Genomic DNA, 15,792 nt, shown 5'->3' on the forward strand with positions numbered 1-15,792 from the left:
GAAAATTGGCGGAGAGGGTGGGATTCGAACCCACGGTACCCGTGAGGGCACAACGGTTTTCGAGACCGTCCCAATCGACCACTCTGGCACCTCTCCGGGAGGGTATTTCATCGACATCCCCGCCCGTGAAAACGGAGGATGCTGGCCGAATGAGCGCGCGCCTCTAACGCAATCATTCGGCGGGCACAAGCGCCTCCAGCCGCATTCGATCCCGTATCCGGCCGGTATCTGCTTGTGCGGCGCAAAACAGTGACTAGATTAAGACCATGCCCCGCTCACACATCCCAATGACGCCGGCCGACAGTAATGTCGTCATGCCGCCAGTCGCACACGCTCGATTCACGATCGGCGATGTCGTGCGCCACCGTGTGTTCGATTTCCGCGGCGTGATCTTCGATGTCGACCCGATCTTCGCCAATAGCGAGGAATGGTATGAAGCGATCCCCGAGGACATCCGTCCGCGCAAGGACCAGCCCTTCTATCACTTGCTCGCCGAGAATATGGAGTCGAGCTATGTCGCCTATGTCAGTCAGCAGAACCTGATTCCCGACGAAAGCGACGAGCCGATCGACCATCCGGCGATCGCCGGGCTGTTCACCGATTATGCCGATGGACGCTACACCTTGCGGCGCGAACACCGCCACTGAGTCGCGACTTTATGCTGGCGGACGACTTGGTGAAGCGTCTGAGAGTCTTCCCACGAGCAACATGCTCGCCACGGCGCGCAGTGCTGGCTGGATTCTCGATATCACTGCCGTCACGGCTCGAAAATGGCTGCTTCGCGGTTGACAGCGGCGCCCTCCTCGCCTAGCTGGCCACTCTTTCCCGCGTCGGGCTTGCTCGACGTGGGTCATTATCGTTTTGAAAGTGATGTAGGCCATGTTCGCAGTCGTGCGCACGGGCGGCAAGCAATATCGCGTCGCCGCCGGAGACAAGATCGTCGTCGAGAAACTCGACGGTGAAGCAGGTTCGTCGATTTCGTTCAGCGACATTCTGCTCGCCGGCGAAGGCAGCGAGCTGAAGTCGGTCGAGGGGCTGACCGTCTCCGCCGAGATCATCGCGCAGGCGAAGGCCGACAAGGTCATCGTCTTCAAGAAGAAGCGTCGCCACAATTATCGCCGCAAGAACGGCCATCGCCAGCAGCACACGATCCTGAAGATCACCGCGATCGGCGCGGCCGAGAAGAAGGCGAAAGCAAAGAAGGCCGATGCGGCCCCGGAAGCAGCTGGTGCGGAAGCGCCGGCAGCTCAGGCGTAAGGAGTAATTCGAGATGGCACATAAGAAAGCAGGCGGTTCATCGCGCAACGGTCGTGATTCGGCCGGCCGTCGCCTTGGCGTGAAGAAGTTCGGTGGCGAAGCAGTCGTCCCGGGCAATATTCTCGTGCGTCAGCGCGGCACCAAGTTTTACCCGGGCACCAATGTCGGCATGGGCAAGGACCATACCCTGTTCGCGCTGACCGGCGGCCGAGTGACCTTCAAAGAAGGCAAGCTTGGACGTAAATTCTGCTCGGTAGAAATTATGGCGGCCGCGGCCGAATAAACGGGCAACCGATCGGGTTGCCCAGCAGGGCGACCCGGGTTTTCAACAGGAAACCGTAAAAAGGGAGACGGGTCGCCCCGCCTCCCTTTTTTCATGCTCCCTCCCCAACCATTGTCGCTGACACGTCATGCAGACGTGGCAGCGGCGGCGCGACGAGGAGAGTATCGATGTTCGCTCGGACCAAGAGATTGACGCTGCGGCCCGGCTGGCCGGAAGAAGCCCCCGAACTGGCCCAGGCCATTGCCCATGAAAGCGTGGCGATGAAGCTGGCCCGCGTGCCCTGGCCCTATCGCCAGGACCACGCCGCCGACTGGCTGGCGCGACCGCGCACCGCGACGGACACGAATTTCGTCATCGTCAGCCATGAGCATGGCTATCGCATCGTCGGCGGCATCGCCCTGAGCGATCAGGACGGATTGCCCAACCTCGGCTACTGGCTGACGCCCGACGCCTGGGGCCGGGGCTATGCCACCGAGGCCGGGCGCGCGGTGCTGCACATGGCGCAGCATGCGCTGCGGTTGAAGCGCGTGACCTCCGGCCATTTCGTCGACAATCCGGCCTCCGGCCAGGTGCTGCGCAAACTCGGCTTTCGCGAGGTCGGCCGGGAGCCGCTCTATTGCCTCGCGCGCGGGCGTGAGGTGGCGAGCGTCAAGATGGAGCGCGATCTCGGCGACGACGATCGAACCGCCGATATGTGTCTGGCGGCCTGATCCTGGATCAGGCCGCCACGGCTTCGCGCGGTAGAATCGCGGCGGCATAGTCACTTTCCGCAAGGCCGATCAGTTCGCGATCGTCATGCTTCCAGGGATGGAAGCCAGGCAGGAAGAAGGACAGCCACGCACCAAGGATCTTGCGCGCCATGCCGGGACGGCCGAGCGCATACCAGATGATGCCGCGATGCGCGCGCCAGCCAGTGATCCCATCCTGGCGCAACAGCTCGAGCATGCCGCGATAGCGCCCCTCGAAGAACTTGAACGTGGTGCCCAGCATCACCAGCGCCTTGATGTACCAGCGCCTGATCCGCGACCAATCCTTCGTCGCGTGGAGCCAGGTGTCATAAGCGACACCCTTATGTTCGATCTCCTCCGCCGCGTGCCAGCGCCACAGCGCGGCGGCCTGCTCGTCGCCGCCGTCCAGATGCCGCGGATTGGCGATCAGTTCGTGCGCCAGCATTGCAGTGAAATGTTCCAGCGCCATGGTCGCGGCTAGGCTGGCGATCGCGGGACGACCCTTGGTCAGCGCCAGCGCCTCGTCGATGTGCCGGATGAGCGTCGACACATCATAACCCTGATCGGTAACGTGCCGATTGAAGGCGACATGCTCGCGGGTATGAATCACTTCCTGTTTGATGAAGGCCTGAATCTCCGCGGCAAGACGCGGCGACGCACCGCCGCGGAAATTGCGCACACTATCGACGAAGAATCCCTCCCCCTTGGGAAAAGTGACCGACAAGGCATTGTAAAAGGCGGTCGCAAACGGGTCGTTATTGAGCCACCAGCGCTTCATCACATGGCCACGGCCGAAGCGCAGATCGCGCGGCGTGATCGTCAGATCATCGGGAGTTGTTGCTTTCGCCACGAAAACCTCCAAACAGGAATGTCGACGGTTTAACTTACACCACTGTCAATAGGACATATCTACACTCGTGTCAATAACTCGCAGACGTCTCAGCCCGGAAGAATCTCGTGATGCCGCGATCGAGGCGGCGCGCGCGCTGCTCGTCGAGGCCGGCCCTCAGGCGGTCACGCTAAAGGCGGTTGCGGCTCGGATCGGGCGCACGCACGCCAATCTGCTGCATCATTTCGGATCGGCTGCCGATCTGCAAAAGGCATTGATCGCGCATCTTGCCGGTACGATCACCGCCCAGATCGGCGAGGCCGCGAAACGCGCGCGCGCCAGCGACCAGAATCCGCGCGAAGTGGTCGACATGACGTTCGACGCGTTTGCGCGCGGCGCCGGCGCGATGGCGAGCTGGATGATCCTGACGGGCAATGAGGATGCGCTCGACCCGATCCTCGAAGCGATCCACCAACTGGTCGACGATCTCGCCGAAGACCATATTCATCCCGGGCCATCGATCCATGAGGAGACGCTTCAGCTGGTGCTGACGGCGCTTGGCGATGCCTTGCTCGGGGGACCGATGGCGAAGGCGCTCGGCCTGCCCCGGACGGCCGCGCGCGAGCTGGCGGTCAAGGCGCTGATCGCGTCGCATACGAGTGTGCCCGCGGCGTAAAGTCGTCGCGCTGGCGAATGCGCGCCTTTCAGGCTAAGGGGCGCGATGCATTTTCTCGACCAAGCAAAGATCTTCGTCCGATCGGGCGCGGGCGGCGCCGGCGCCGTCGCGTTCCGGCGCGAAAAGTTCATCGAATATGGCGGTCCCAACGGGGGTAGCGGCGGCAAGGGCGGCGACATCATCTTCGAAGCTGTCGCCGGACTGAATACGCTGATCGATTTCCGCTATACCCAGCATTTCCGCGCCCCGCGCGGTGCCGGCGGGTCGGGCCAGAACATGACCGGCGCCGGCGGCGACGACATCATCATCCGCGTACCGGTCGGCACGCAGGTCCTGTCCGAGGACAAGGAGCAAGTGCTGGCCGACTTCACCGCGCCCGGCGAACGCGTGGTGTTTCTGCGCGGCGGCGATGGCGGCCGCGGCAATGCCAGCTACAAGACCTCGACCAATCGCACGCCGCGCCAGCATGGCACCGGCTGGCCGGGCGAGGAGATGTGGGTCTGGCTGCGGCTGAAGCTGCTCGCCGATGCCGGGCTGGTCGGCATGCCCAATGCCGGCAAGTCGACCTTCATCAACGCGGTCACCAATGCCCAGGCCAAGGTCGCGGCCTATGCCTTCACCACCACGCGCCCGCAGCTGGGCGTGGTGCGCCACAGGCAAAGCGAATTCGTCGTTGCCGACATTCCCGGCCTGATCGAGGGCGCGGCCGACGGCGCCGGGATCGGCGACCGCTTTCTCGGGCATATCGAGCGCTGCCGGGTGCTGCTGCACCTGGTCGACGCGAACGACAAGGATGTGGCGGAAAGCTATCGCATCGTCCGCGACGAGCTCGAAGCCTATGGCGGCGGGCTGATCGACAAGCCGGTGGTCGTCGCGCTCAACAAGATCGATACGCTCGATGACGAGTTGATCGCCGCCCTGTCGGCCGAACTCGAGGAAGCAAGCGGTGCGGAAGTGATTCCGATCTCGGGCGCGGCCGGCACCGGCGTCGACTGGGTGCTCGACAAGCTGCTGGAAGCGATCGGACCGGGTCCGGGTCGGGTCGGCGAGGACGATGAAGGCGAGGATGCCATCGAATGGTCGCCATTGTGATGGTGCCGGCGCGTTAACCGTCGGCTCGCCGGCGCATGAGGCCAGGGCGCAGATCACGAAGTTGCGCATTGGCGCGGACGTGGCGGCGCGCTAACGCACGCCGATGGCTCTCTTCCCGCCCCTTTCCTGCCCAAGGCTGACCGTCAAGATCGGTTCGGCGCTGCTGGTCGATCCCGATGGCGGCGTACGCCGCGACTGGCTGGCGGGGATTGCCGCCGACATCGCTGCACGCGTTGCCGCCGGGCAACAGATCGCGGTCGTGTCGTCGGGGGCGATCGCGCTTGGTGCACGGCGGCTGAAACTGGCCAAGGGCGGACGCGCAAGCCTTGAAGACGCGCAAGCCGCCGCCGCGGTGGGGCAGATCGCGCTCAGCCAGGTCTGGGCCGAAATGCTTGGCGCCGAGGGGCTGATGGCGGCGCAGATGCTGGTGACGCTGGATGATCTCGAGGATCGCCGCCGCTACCTCAATGCCGCCGCCACACTCGATCGGCTGCTGGGCCTGAAGGTCGTGCCGATCCTCAACGAGAATGACAGCGTCGCGACCGAGGAAATCCGCTTCGGCGACAATGACCGCCTCGCCGCCAGGGTTGCGCAGGCTGCCGGGGCACAGGGCGTGGTGCTGCTGTCGGATATCGACGGATTATACGACCGCAATCCCGCCCTGCCCGGCGCCGAACATATCGCACGTGTGGAGCGGATCGATGCGGCGATCGAGGCGATGGCCGATCGCGGTTCGGCCTCCGGCATGGGATCGGGCGGCATGGTCTCCAAGATCGCCGCCGCGCGCATCGCCAACGCGGCAGGCGCGCATCTTGCCATCGCGAACGGGCGGGTCGATCGGCCATTGTCGAGCGATGCCCGGCATACTTTGTTCGTCGCCGAGAAAAGCGCTTCGGCGCGCAAGGCATGGCTTGCGGGCGGGCTGACCGCGAAGGGCATGGTCCATATCGACGCCGGCGCGGCCAGGGCATTGGCAGGCGGCAAGAGCCTGCTTGCCGCGGGCGCCACGCGGATCGAGGGCAGCTTCGCACGCGGCGACCTGATCGCCATCTCCGGTCCCGACGGCGCGCCGTTCGCGCGCGGCCTGAGTGAATATGATGCCGCAGATGCAGTGCGCATCACCGGCAAGCGCAGCGGCGAACTTGCCGCGATCCTCGGCTACGCACCCCGCGCGGCGCTGGTGCATCGCAATCATATGGCTTTGCTGTGAGCATCATCGCCATCACCGGCGGCACCGGCTTTGTCGGCGGCAAGCTGATCGAGCTTGCGCTGGCCGCCGGTCATCAGGTGCGCGCCCTCGCCCGGCGCGATCAGCAGGCGCGAGCGGGCCTGACATGGATCGCGGGATCACTTGAAGATACTGACGCACTGGTCGCCCTCGCGACCGGCGCGGATGCCGTCGTCCATGTCGCCGGCGTGGTGAACGCGGCCACGCCGGCCGGCTTCATCAGCGGCAATGTCGAGGGTACGGCGAACATGCTTGCGGCGGCAACGTCGCTCGGCATTCGTCGCTTCGTGCATGTTTCCTCGCTTACCGCGCGCGAGCCGCAGCTGTCCAACTATGGCCACTCGAAGGAACGTGCCGAGGCGAAAGTGCTGCAATCGAATCTCGACTGGACGATCGTTCGCCCGCCCGGCGTCTACGGCCCCGGCGATATGGACATGCTCGACATGTTCCGGCTGGCGAAGCGCGGTATCGCGGTGCTGCCACCACCAGGCAAGATATCGCTGATCGAGGTCAGTGACCTGGCGCGATTGCTGCTCGCACTCGTGTCGCACGACCCGGGCCGGATCATCCTCGAACCCGATGACGGCGCCGCGGACGGGTGGACGCATGACGCATTCGCCCGCGCGATCGGTGCGGCGGTCGGGCAGCGCGTGCTGCCGCTGGCCTTGCCCAAGGCGATACTGTCGCTGGCGGCGCGCGGCGACCGGCTGTTTCGCGGCGAGAAGGCAAAACTGACCCTGGATCGGGTTGGCTATCTCAGCCATCCCGACTGGCGCATCGACCCCGCGCGGCGTCCTGCGCCCGACCTGTGGCTGCCGCAAATCCCCACGCCGCGAGGCCTCGCCGCGACCGCGGCATGGTATCGCGCCAACTCACTGCTATAACTCCGCCGGAAAGCCGCCGTATTTTCTTGTCACGGATGGCACCGACAGATCATGCCCAAAGCATCAAAGGACCATCATGAGCGATCGCCAGCAGATTTTCGACACCGTCGCCGCCCAGATCGAACCGTTCAACAAGAAGGGCGTGGCGCTGTCGGATGCGACGACGTTCCAGGGCGATCTCGAATGGGACAGCCTGACAGTGATGGATTTCGTCGCCGCGATCGAGGATGAATTCGACATCATCATCACGATGAACATGCAGGCCGAAATCGAGACCGTCGGCCAGCTGGTCGATGCCGTCGAGAAGTTGAAGGCCTGAACCGATGACCGATGCCGACCTGACCCCCGAGGCGCTGCCCGCCGATCCGCCCGCAATCGCACCGGAACGCGACTTGATGTCGAAGTTCGACAACCTGATCGCGGAACGCCAGGCGCTGATCGATACCGGCGTGACCGATCCGTTCGCGATCGTTATGGAACAGGTCAAATCGCCGACCGAAGCCGTGATCAACGGCAAGGACACAATCCTGCTCGGCACCTATAATTATATGGGCATGACCTTCGACCCCGACGTGATCCAGGCGGGCAAGGATGCGCTCGACCAGTTCGGGTCGGGCACCAATGGGTCGCGCATGCTCAACGGCACGTTCCGCGACCATATGGAGGTCGAGGAAGCGCTGCGTGAATTTTACGGCGTCAGCGGCGCGATCGTCTTTTCGACCGGCTATATGGCCAATCTCGGCATGATCTCGACGCTCGCCGGCAAGGGCGAATATGTCATCCTCGACGCCGACAGCCATGCCTCGATCTATGACGGTTGCCAGCAGGGCAATGCCGAGATCGTGCGTTTCCGTCACAACAATGTCGAGGATCTCGACAAGCGGCTTGGCCGCTTGCCCAGGGAACCAGGCAAGCTGGTCGTGCTCGAGGGCGTCTATTCGATGCTCGGCGACATCGCGCCGCTGAAGGAAATGGTTGCCGTCGCCAAGAAGCATGGCGCGATGGTGCTGTCCGACGAAGCGCATTCGATGGGTTTCTACGGCCCCAATGGCCGCGGCGTATATGAAGAACAGGGCTGCGAGGGCGATGTCGATTTCATCGTCGGCACCTTTTCCAAATCGGTCGGTACGGTCGGCGGCTTCTGCGTGTCGAACCATCCCAAATTCGAAGCGATCAGGCTTGCATGCCGTCCCTATATCTTCACAGCATCGCTGCCGCCGTCGGTCGTCGCGACCGCCGCGGCGTCGATCCGCAAGTTGCGCTACGCGCATAACAAACGCCAGCATCTATGGGAAAATGCTCGCAAATTGCATGGCGGCCTGACCGCGATGGGCTTCCGGCTCGGCACCGAAAAACCGGACAGCGCAATCATCGCGGTGATCCTTGAGGATCAGGAACAGGCCGTGACAATGTGGCAGGCGCTGCTCGATGGCGGCCTCTACGTCAACATGGCGCGCCCGCCGGCAACGCCCGCCGGCACCTATCTGCTGCGCTGCTCGCTTTGCGCCGAGCATACGACCGAACAGATCGACGCGATCCTTGGCATGTTCAGCGCGGCCGGCCAGGCGGTGGGCGCGATACGTTAAGCGCAGGCCGCGACTTCCCACAGGTTACGTGAGAGTGTAGATTCACCCGTAATGAGTGGGATCGAGGGCGAGATCGAGGTTTCGGCAAAGCCGCAGACCCCCTGGCGCACCATCATGCTGGTCGTGATGGCGCTGCTGGGCGCGGCCGTGCTTGTCGCATTGGTCCTCACATTGGGCGAGGCGAATCGCCAGCGCGACCGGGCGATCCGCGCGCAATCGCACAGCTACGAAGTGATGATCCTCGCGCGAACCCTGTCGGGAACGATCGCGCGATCGGAGGCATCGCTTGGCCGTTATGTGATCAGCGCCGACAAGTCGCTCGGACGGCTTTATTTCGACGAATGGCAGCTGGCGGGACAGCAAATCACGCGGCTCGACCAGGTCACGAACGACAATCCTCCGCAACAGGCGCGAATCGATGCCTTGCGCCGCGCCTATAATGCGCGCGGCGCCGAATTGTCGCTGACCGCGCTGAGCACCAATTACGGCAAGAACAATCAGGCGCTCGCGCGCTACTATCAGGCGCGCAAGGCGACCTCGCTGACCGAAATCAACCAGCAACTCGACGGCATCATTGCCCAGGAGCGCCGGCTGCTCGACCGGCGCACGGGTGCGGCGATGCGCTCGGTCGATCAGTCGAACAGCGTCGCCGGCGTGCTGGTGGTGTTCGGCATCATGATCGTGCTCGGCGCGATCGCGCTTGGCTGGTTGACCGTCGAGGCATTGGGCCAGCGCGCCAGCGCCCGCGCCGAAGCCGAGGCCGAGCGCGAACGCGCGCATGAACTCGAAGAAGCCGTCACTCAGGCGACGGCTGAGCTTCGCCAGCAGGAAGGCAAGCTCCGCCAGGTCCAAAAAATGGAGGCGGTCGGTCAGCTGACTGGCGGCATTGCCCATGATTTCAACAATATGCTGGCCGTTGTTCTGGGCGGACTTGAACTCGCCAAGCGGCAGCTGAGCAAGCAGCCCGGCCCGGCGCTGCGTCATATCGACAGTGCAATGGAGGGCGCGAACCGCGCCGCAGCACTGACGCGGCAGCTGCTCGCCTTCTCGCGCGAGGAATCGCTGCGGCTCGAGCCGATCGCGGCGGGCGAGCTGATCACTGGCATGTCGGACCTGCTCGACCGCACATTGGGCGATGCAATCACAGTCGTCGCGCGCGATATCGGCCAGGGCTGGCTGACTCGCGCCGACCGCCATCAGCTTGAAAATGTCATCCTCAACCTTGCGGTCAATGCGCGCGATGCGATGGAAGGTCGGGGTACGTTGACCATCGTCACCGCCGGCACGGAACTGGTCGAACATGCGGTGGGCCGCTGTCCGGCCGGCGAATATGTCACGATCGCCGTATCCGACAGCGGATGCGGCATGACGCCGGAGGTGATGGAACGCGTATTCGAACCATTTTTCACCACCAAGCCGGTGGGCAAGGGAACGGGCCTGGGCCTTAGCCAGATCTTCGCATTCGTGCGTCAGGCAGAGGGCGAGGTCGGCCTGCAATCCGAACCCGGCAAGGGCACCACCGTGACCTTGTACTTGCCGCGCGACGCAACGGCCACCGCATCGGTAAAGGAACAGGTTGCGGCCGCCCCCGAGCCGGTCGCTCCCCTCGCCCTCGACGTCCTGGTGGTCGAAGACGACGAGCGCGTGCTCGCCGCGACGATGGGCGCACTGGAGGAACTGGGCCACCGCGCGATCGCTTGCGGCGACCCGTTGGCGGCGCCCGCCCTGCTGGAGAGCAGCAGCCATATCGACCTGATCATGTCGGACGTGCTGATGCCGGGTCAAACCGGCCCCGAGATGATCGCCGCACTTGCGCCGGATTACCGCCATGTCGCCGTGTTGTTCGTGACCGGCTTTGCCGGCGAAGCGAGCGAAGCCGAATTCGGCGGCCATCATGTGCTGCGCAAACCCTTCACGATGGCGGCGCTGGAGCGCGGCATTGCGGCGGCGATGGCGGTCGAACGCCCAACAGCGCCGCACAGTATTGCGGCAGAATGATTTTCCGGTGACGTAGCGTCACACCCCCGATATAGCCGATCGACACGGTTTCGCCCTTTCTTCCCCGCCTTTCTTGAAAGCCCGTCCCCCGCCCGATGAAATCCATCGATCGCTACATGGTCCGGCTGGTCGCGGTGCCGCTGATCTCCACGCTCGTCATTTCGGCGATGTTGCTGGTGCTCGATCGCATGCTGCGCCTGTTCGACTTCGTCGCCACCGAGGGCGGGCCGGTGACCGTGGTATGGAAGATGCTGGCGAACCTGCTGCCCGAATATCTCGGGCTGGGCATTCCGATCGGCCTGTTGCTCGGCGTATTGCTGGCCTTCCGCAAGCTCGCCACCACCTCCGAACTCGATGTCATGCGCGGCGTGGGCATGAGCTATTGGCGGCTGCTGCGCGTGCCCTATATGTTTGCGATCTTCCTGGCGACAATCAATCTGGCGATCGTCGGCTTCGTCCAGCCCTATGCGCGCTATGCCTATGAAGGGCTGCGCTTCGAACTGCGCACGGGCGCGCTCGGCGCGTCGATCAAGGTTGGCGAGTTCACCCATTTCAGCGACAAGATGACGGTCCGGATCGAGAAGAGCCGGGACGAAGGGCGCAAGCTTTCCGGTATTTTCGTCAAGGCGGTATCGAAGACCGGCAGTTCCTATGCGGTGACCGCCGAAAGCGGCAAGTTCCTCGCGACCGACAATCCCGACGAAATCGTCTTCCAGCTTAGCAACGGCGTGCTCGTCAACGAAGCGCCGGGCATCGTGACACCGCGCGTGCTGACGTTCAGCACGCATAACCTGCCGATACCGCTGCCCCAATATGGCAGTTTCCGCCGACGCGGCGAGCGCAACCTGGAATTGACCTTGCCCGAACTGGCCCGGATCGGCCGCGACCCCGGATCCAATGCCGAGCTTCGCGACACCAGCCGGTCCGCCTTTCACTTCCGGGTGGTCGAAGTGGCGACGATGTTCCTGCTGCCATTGCTTGCGCTGGCGCTCGGCGTGCCGCCGAAACGGTCGTCCTCAGCGCTCGGCGTGTTCCTGGCGATCGTGATGGTGGTGACCTATCATAAGGTCAACCAATATGCCGAGGCGATCGGCGGGCTCGGCCGGATCGATCCCCTGATCGCGCTATGGACGCCGTTCCTGGTCTTTGCCGGGCTGGTTCTATGGATGTACTACACCATCGCCTATGTGCCTGACGGCCAGCCGATCGGTGCGCTCGAACGCGTCTTCTCGAAGATCGGCAAGCTGATCGCGCGGTGGATCCCCGGCCGTCGTCTCTCCGATGCGGTGAAAATATGAATTTCCTGCAGTTCTTCCCGTCACGCGTCGTCGCCGTCTACATGGCGCGACTGTTCGTCGTGCGGACCTTTGCGATCCTCGCCGCAATGGTGCTGGTGCTGCAGGCGCTCGACTTGCTCGGCCAGACGGGCAAGATTCTCGAATATGCCGGCAATGGCGATGCCGAGGTGTGGCGTTATGTCAGCTTGCGCGCACCGCAGATCATCGCCTTTGTGCTGCCGTTCTCAGTCCTGCTCGGGACGATCCTCACGCTGACGACGATGAATCAGAACAGTGAGATCATCGCGCTGAAGGCATCGGGCCTCTCGGCGCATCAAGTGCTCGCGCCACTGATCATTGCCAGCTTCGCGGTGGCGGTTATTTCCTTCACCTTCAACGACCGCATCGTGTCGCGTGCCACCGCCACGCTCAATCAATGGGAGAAGGTCGATTTCGGGCCGCTGCCGGTCGATCGTGGTGACCGCGTCAATGTGTGGGTGCGTGACGGCGACGATCTGATCCAGGTCGATCAGATCAAAGGTCGGGGCAAGACCGCACAACTGACCGGCGTCAAACTGTACGATCGCGAAAAGGGCAATCTGGTCGGCATCATCGAGGCGGCGCGCGGCACCTTTACCGGCCATGCCTGGCGGATCGAAGGCGCGAAGCGATTCAGCGTCAAGAGCGGCAAACTCACCACGCTGGGCACGATCGTGGTCGCGCAGGGCGTTCGCCCCGATCAGTTCACGCTCGCCAGTGTCGATGCCGATGGCTTGTCGTTCGGGTCATTGCGGTCGGCGATCAGCGACCTTTCCGATGCCGGGCGTCCGACTCAGGCGCTGGAAGGCGCCGCATGGCACAAATTGTCGGGGCCGTTATCGTCAGTGCTGATGCCCCTGCTTGGTGCGGTGGCGGCATTCGGCGTCGCGCGGTCGGGCAAATTGTTCTTGCGCGCCGTCATCGGCATGATGCTCGGCTTCACTTTTTTCGTGGCGGATAATTTCGCGCTGGCGATGGGCAATCTCGGCGCCTATCCGCCCTTCCTCGCCGCTTGGGCGCCGTTCCTGCTCTTTTTCCTGATCGGTGAAGCGGTGCTGGTGCGCACCGAGGAATAGGATCCTAGCGCGCACCCATGGTGCTGCGCGCAATCTTCATCACCAAGCCGGGCAGGCCGGGATAGCTCGCCTTGTGATAAGGCGACTGAGCGTCCAGCGCCGCTGAAATCCGGCGATGCGCCTCACCCAGTGCATGATAGGGCACACCGGGCAGCAAATGATGCAGCGCGTGATAGCGCAGACCCACCGGCGCCCACAGCATCGGCAGCAACGCCGGCGGCGGTACGTTGACCGTGTCGAGATATTGCGCGGTGACGGTCATCACCTCACCCTCATTCTCCCACAGATGCGCGACGAGCGTGCGGACCTGGTTGATCACCGCGACACTGGAAGCGACCGCAAGGAAGATCAGGAAGGCGCGCAGCGGCACGATACCCGTCGCGACCATGGTCAGCAGCGCGATCGCCCAGACGCTCGCCCCAGCTTCCTGCCACAGCCATTGTGTGCGGGCGGCGCCCTCGGGTGCACGGCGGCGAAACGAAGGATTGATCGACAGAGCGGAATAGCGCTCGACCACCAGCTTGCGCATGCCCGGGAACACCGCCGACAGCGGCGACAGAATGGCGAAGCGCACCAGCAGCGCCACCGGCGCAAGGAATGCGGCCAGCACGAACAGCGGCAACGTGTAGGGCTTCATCAGCGCGAGCGGCAGATATTCGGGATCGTCGGCGGTGCCGTAGCGCGTACGCGCATGGTGCAAATTGTGTACGCCTTCATACATGAAGGAGGGCACCAGCAGCGGAATACCGGCCAGCGCGTTCCAGCCGAAGCGGAAGCCGGGCAGCGACGCATGCTTAAAATGAGTCAGTTCGTGGATGAAACTTTCGGCGCGATACAGCGCGAGAACGGCGACGACGCCCGCCGCAATCGCCCAGCCGGTCGGCGCCAGCAAAATCGCAGCCGCGAGCGCGCCGAAACCGACCACCACCGAAGCGATCAGGTCCGACCAATAGATCCAGGGCCGTGGGGCATTGAGATCGCGAGTGAGTTCCGCCGCGGTCCGGAGCATTGCCTTGTCATCGGCAATGTCCTGCGCACGGACGCGGGCCGCGTCAGCCGGACGGGCCGATGGCGCACGCCGATCGATGGTGAGCGAGGTATCCATGGGAAGGTGCATTGCACAAAAATAGTGGCGGGATGGTGGCAATAACAGGTGCGGCGCTGCGGCGCGCGCCGCCCATATGCGTCAGGCTGGTGCCGGCTTGACAGAATGACGCGCAAGCAGGACTGCACTCTCCTGCTGAAAAGAGGCGATCACATCTTGGCCACCCTCCCCCTCTCCATCCGCCCGGTCACCAGCAAGCGCGACCGCAAGGCGTTCATCGACCTGGCCTATCGGCTCAACAGCGACGACCCCAATTGGGTACCCCCGCTGAAATCCGAAGAGGCGGGCAAGATCGACCCGAAGAAGAATGGCTGGTTCAGCCATGCCATCGCACAATTGTTCATCGCCACGCGCGGTGACCAGGTGGTCGGGCGTATTTCCGCGCATATCGACACGCTCGCACTGACCTTGCCGCCCGAACAGGGTTTTGGGCCAGGCGTCGGATGCTGGGGCATGGTTGAGGCAGAAGACCGCAACACCTGGCGCGCGCTGGTCGCCGCTGCGGAGGGCTGGCTGAAGGCGCAGGGCATGACTCGTGCTCTAGGGCCAATCAGCTTGTCGATCTGGGAAGAGCCCGGCCTGCTGGTCGAGGGGCATGACCATCCACCAACGGTGATGATGGGCCATCACAAGCCGCATTATCAGGAATGGATCGAGGAAGCAGGCTATAAGGGCGTGAAGACGCTCTATACTTATGAACTTGATATCAGGAAGGAATTCCCGCCAATCGTTGGCCGCATCGTCGCCGCCGGCGAGAAGAATAGCCGCATCGTGATCCGCAAGGTCAACAAGGCGAAGTTCGCCGACGAGGCGGCAACCATCCTGGCCATTCTCAACGACGCCTGGTCGGACAATTGGGGCTTCATACCGCTGACTCAGCCCGAGATCGATGATGTCGGCAAGAAGCTGAAACCCATTGTGTTCGAGGATCTGATCCGCATCGCCGAAGTCGATGGCGAACCCGTCGCATTCATGATCACGCTTCCCGACCTCAACGAAGCGATCAAGCCGCTCAATGGCAGCCTGTTGCCGTTCGGCTGGGCCAAATTGCTGCTGTGGTTGCGCGCGCCGAAGGTTCGGACGATGCGCGTTCCGTTGATGGGCGTGGTCAAGCGGATGCAGGCATCGCGGCTCGCCAGCCAGCTCGCGCTGATGATGATTGAATATATCCGCCGTGACGCAGTGGCGAATTTCGGCGCGTCGCGAGGCGAGATCGGCTGGATTCTCGACGACAATCAGGGAATGCGGTCAATCGCCGAGATCATCGAATGCACCGTCAACCGGCGCTATGAGATTTACGAAAAAACGCTGTAAAGCGACGGCGAGTGGCCTGCAGTCCGATAACCGGACCGCAGGCCGCGCTCATCACTGATCACCCTTGAGCGGATCGTAATCGCGCGCCAGCCACTCCTTGCGAGTCAGGCACACTTTCGTATCGACACGGCTGCCGGTGAGCTTCTCAACCACGCAATATTTGGTCTCTTTGGCCTTGGCCTTGACCTGAGCTGGGGCCGCATCGCTCTGGGCAGCGCTTGCACTTGGCGCCACTGGGTCGTTGGCGAGAACAGGTGTCGCGGTGATCAGAACGGCACTCGCAAGTGCCAACAGGACGGGATTGGTCATTGTCTTCCTCCGCTATGGTGCGAACCAATACTCCTTGATCCGCTACCGTGTTACTGCACTAGTCGTGCCAAACACTAAGAAGACGCAATTTCAACGACTTAAGCCAGCGCA

General features: G+C 63.4%; 17 protein-coding genes and 1 tRNA gene. 14 read left to right on the forward strand and 4 right to left on the reverse strand.

Annotated elements, in window-relative coordinates:
• Window positions 1–6: 6 nt before the first annotated feature.
• A tRNA-Ser gene (locus OO12_RS00565) sits at window positions 7–96 on the reverse strand.
• A gap of 191 nt (window positions 97–287) precedes the next feature.
• On the opposite strand from OO12_RS00565, the gene hspQ reads away from it, so the two are divergent.
• From hspQ to OO12_RS00585, 4 genes are all read left to right on the forward strand, one after another.
• Window positions 288–647: a heat shock protein HspQ gene (gene hspQ, locus OO12_RS00570; protein ID WP_235364624.1), complete on the forward strand. Its 360-nt coding sequence runs from the start codon at window positions 288–290 to the stop codon at window positions 645–647.
• Between the two features lie 232 nt (window positions 648–879).
• Window positions 880–1,257: a 50S ribosomal protein L21 gene (rplU, locus tag OO12_RS00575; RefSeq protein ID WP_034156670.1), complete on the forward strand. Its 378-nt coding sequence runs from the start codon at window positions 880–882 to the stop codon at window positions 1,255–1,257.
• A 13-nt stretch (window positions 1,258–1,270) separates the two neighbouring features.
• Complete coding sequence (gene rpmA / locus OO12_RS00580) at window positions 1,271–1,540, forward strand: 50S ribosomal protein L27 (protein WP_034156671.1); 270 nt, start codon at window positions 1,271–1,273, stop codon at window positions 1,538–1,540.
• 167 nt (window positions 1,541–1,707) lie between these two features.
• On the forward strand, window positions 1,708–2,250 hold the full coding sequence (locus OO12_RS00585; RefSeq protein WP_200887353.1) for a GNAT family N-acetyltransferase: 543 nt from the start codon (window positions 1,708–1,710) through the stop codon (window positions 2,248–2,250).
• A gap of 7 nt (window positions 2,251–2,257) precedes the next feature.
• On the opposite strand, the gene OO12_RS00590 is transcribed toward OO12_RS00585, so the two are convergent.
• On the reverse strand, window positions 2,258–3,118 hold the full coding sequence (locus tag OO12_RS00590; protein ID WP_200887354.1) for a metal-dependent hydrolase: 861 nt from the start codon (window positions 3,116–3,118) through the stop codon (window positions 2,258–2,260).
• A 67-nt stretch (window positions 3,119–3,185) separates the two neighbouring features.
• On the opposite strand from OO12_RS00590, the gene OO12_RS00595 reads away from it, so the two are divergent.
• The 9 genes from OO12_RS00595 to lptG all read left to right on the forward strand — a co-directional run bounded on the left by OO12_RS00595 (window position 3,186) and on the right by lptG (window position 12,953).
• Window positions 3,186–3,773 (forward strand): TetR/AcrR family transcriptional regulator, encoded by a 588-nt coding sequence (locus OO12_RS00595; RefSeq protein ID WP_034156674.1) that lies wholly within the window; start codon window positions 3,186–3,188, stop codon window positions 3,771–3,773.
• A 45-nt stretch (window positions 3,774–3,818) separates the two neighbouring features.
• Window positions 3,819–4,865, forward strand: a complete 1,047-nt coding sequence (gene obgE, locus OO12_RS00600; protein ID WP_034156675.1) for a GTPase ObgE — start codon at window positions 3,819–3,821, stop codon at window positions 4,863–4,865.
• Window positions 4,866–4,968: 103 nt separating this feature from the next.
• The gene (gene proB, locus OO12_RS00605) at window positions 4,969–6,075 is read left to right on the forward strand and encodes a glutamate 5-kinase (protein WP_034156676.1); all 1,107 of its coding nucleotides are present in this window, start codon (window positions 4,969–4,971) and stop codon (window positions 6,073–6,075) included.
• Window positions 6,072–6,977 carry an NAD-dependent epimerase/dehydratase family protein gene (locus OO12_RS00610; RefSeq protein ID WP_034156677.1) on the forward strand — a complete coding sequence of 302 codons (906 nt, stop codon included), beginning with the start codon at window positions 6,072–6,074 and terminating at the stop codon, window positions 6,975–6,977. The genes proB and OO12_RS00610 overlap by 4 nt, the downstream gene beginning before the upstream one ends.
• 76 nt (window positions 6,978–7,053) lie before the next feature.
• Window positions 7,054–7,296 (forward strand): acyl carrier protein, encoded by a 243-nt coding sequence (locus OO12_RS00615; protein ID WP_034156678.1) that lies wholly within the window; start codon window positions 7,054–7,056, stop codon window positions 7,294–7,296.
• 4 nt (window positions 7,297–7,300) lie between these two features.
• Window positions 7,301–8,563 (forward strand): serine palmitoyltransferase, encoded by a 1,263-nt coding sequence (gene spt / locus OO12_RS00620; RefSeq protein ID WP_034156679.1) that lies wholly within the window; start codon window positions 7,301–7,303, stop codon window positions 8,561–8,563.
• Window positions 8,564–8,614: 51 nt separating this feature from the next.
• A complete protein-coding gene (locus tag OO12_RS00625; protein WP_034156680.1) occupies window positions 8,615–10,561 on the forward strand; it encodes an ATP-binding protein in 1,947 nt (648 codons plus the stop codon).
• Window positions 10,562–10,656: 95 nt separating this feature from the next.
• The gene (gene lptF, locus OO12_RS00630; RefSeq protein WP_200887355.1) at window positions 10,657–11,859 is read left to right on the forward strand and encodes an LPS export ABC transporter permease LptF; all 1,203 of its coding nucleotides are present in this window, start codon (window positions 10,657–10,659) and stop codon (window positions 11,857–11,859) included.
• Window positions 11,856–12,953 (forward strand): LPS export ABC transporter permease LptG, encoded by a 1,098-nt coding sequence (lptG, locus tag OO12_RS00635; protein WP_034156681.1) that lies wholly within the window; start codon window positions 11,856–11,858, stop codon window positions 12,951–12,953. The genes lptF and lptG overlap by 4 nt, the downstream gene beginning before the upstream one ends.
• A gap of 4 nt (window positions 12,954–12,957) precedes the next feature.
• Here lptG and OO12_RS00640 read toward each other — a convergent pair whose 3' ends face one another.
• The gene (locus OO12_RS00640) at window positions 12,958–14,058 is read right to left on the reverse strand and encodes a fatty acid desaturase family protein (protein WP_034156682.1); all 1,101 of its coding nucleotides are present in this window, start codon (window positions 14,056–14,058) and stop codon (window positions 12,958–12,960) included.
• Window positions 14,059–14,214: 156 nt separating this feature from the next.
• On the opposite strand from OO12_RS00640, the gene OO12_RS00645 reads away from it, so the two are divergent.
• Window positions 14,215–15,372: a hypothetical protein gene (locus OO12_RS00645; RefSeq protein WP_034156835.1), complete on the forward strand. Its 1,158-nt coding sequence runs from the start codon at window positions 14,215–14,217 to the stop codon at window positions 15,370–15,372.
• A gap of 51 nt (window positions 15,373–15,423) precedes the next feature.
• On the opposite strand, the gene OO12_RS00650 is transcribed toward OO12_RS00645, so the two are convergent.
• Window positions 15,424–15,681: a hypothetical protein gene (locus OO12_RS00650; protein ID WP_034156683.1), complete on the reverse strand. Its 258-nt coding sequence runs from the start codon at window positions 15,679–15,681 to the stop codon at window positions 15,424–15,426.
• Between the last annotated feature and the right edge of the window lie 111 nt (window positions 15,682–15,792).

Origin of the sequence: Sphingomonas sp. ERG5 (assembly GCF_000803065.1) — a bacterium.
Taxonomy (GTDB): Bacteria; Pseudomonadota; Alphaproteobacteria; order Sphingomonadales; family Sphingomonadaceae; genus Sphingomonas.

What these genes read in the sequence shown, in the direction of transcription:
- OO12_RS00625 (WP_034156680.1), top strand. Translation starts at nt 8,615, where the DNA reads ATGAGTGGGATCGAGGGCGAGATCGAGGTTTCGGCAAAGCCGCAGACC.
- rplU (WP_034156670.1), top strand. Translation starts at nt 880, where the DNA reads ATGTTCGCAGTCGTGCGCACGGGCGGCAAGCAATATCGCGTCGCCGCC.
- OO12_RS00585 (WP_200887353.1), top strand. Translation starts at nt 1,708, where the DNA reads ATGTTCGCTCGGACCAAGAGATTGACGCTGCGGCCCGGCTGGCCGGAA.
- hspQ (WP_235364624.1), top strand. Translation starts at nt 288, where the DNA reads ATGACGCCGGCCGACAGTAATGTCGTCATGCCGCCAGTCGCACACGCT.
- lptG (WP_034156681.1), top strand. Translation starts at nt 11,856, where the DNA reads ATGAATTTCCTGCAGTTCTTCCCGTCACGCGTCGTCGCCGTCTACATG.
- spt (WP_034156679.1), top strand. Translation starts at nt 7,301, where the DNA reads ATGACCGATGCCGACCTGACCCCCGAGGCGCTGCCCGCCGATCCGCCC.
- OO12_RS00650 (WP_034156683.1), bottom strand. Translation starts at nt 15,681, where the DNA reads ATGACCAATCCCGTCCTGTTGGCACTTGCGAGTGCCGTTCTGATCACC.
- OO12_RS00640 (WP_034156682.1), bottom strand. Translation starts at nt 14,058, where the DNA reads ATGGATACCTCGCTCACCATCGATCGGCGTGCGCCATCGGCCCGTCCG.
- obgE (WP_034156675.1), top strand. Translation starts at nt 3,819, where the DNA reads ATGCATTTTCTCGACCAAGCAAAGATCTTCGTCCGATCGGGCGCGGGC.
- lptF (WP_200887355.1), top strand. Translation starts at nt 10,657, where the DNA reads ATGAAATCCATCGATCGCTACATGGTCCGGCTGGTCGCGGTGCCGCTG.
- proB (WP_034156676.1), top strand. Translation starts at nt 4,969, where the DNA reads ATGGCTCTCTTCCCGCCCCTTTCCTGCCCAAGGCTGACCGTCAAGATC.
- OO12_RS00615 (WP_034156678.1), top strand. Translation starts at nt 7,054, where the DNA reads ATGAGCGATCGCCAGCAGATTTTCGACACCGTCGCCGCCCAGATCGAA.
- rpmA (WP_034156671.1), top strand. Translation starts at nt 1,271, where the DNA reads ATGGCACATAAGAAAGCAGGCGGTTCATCGCGCAACGGTCGTGATTCG.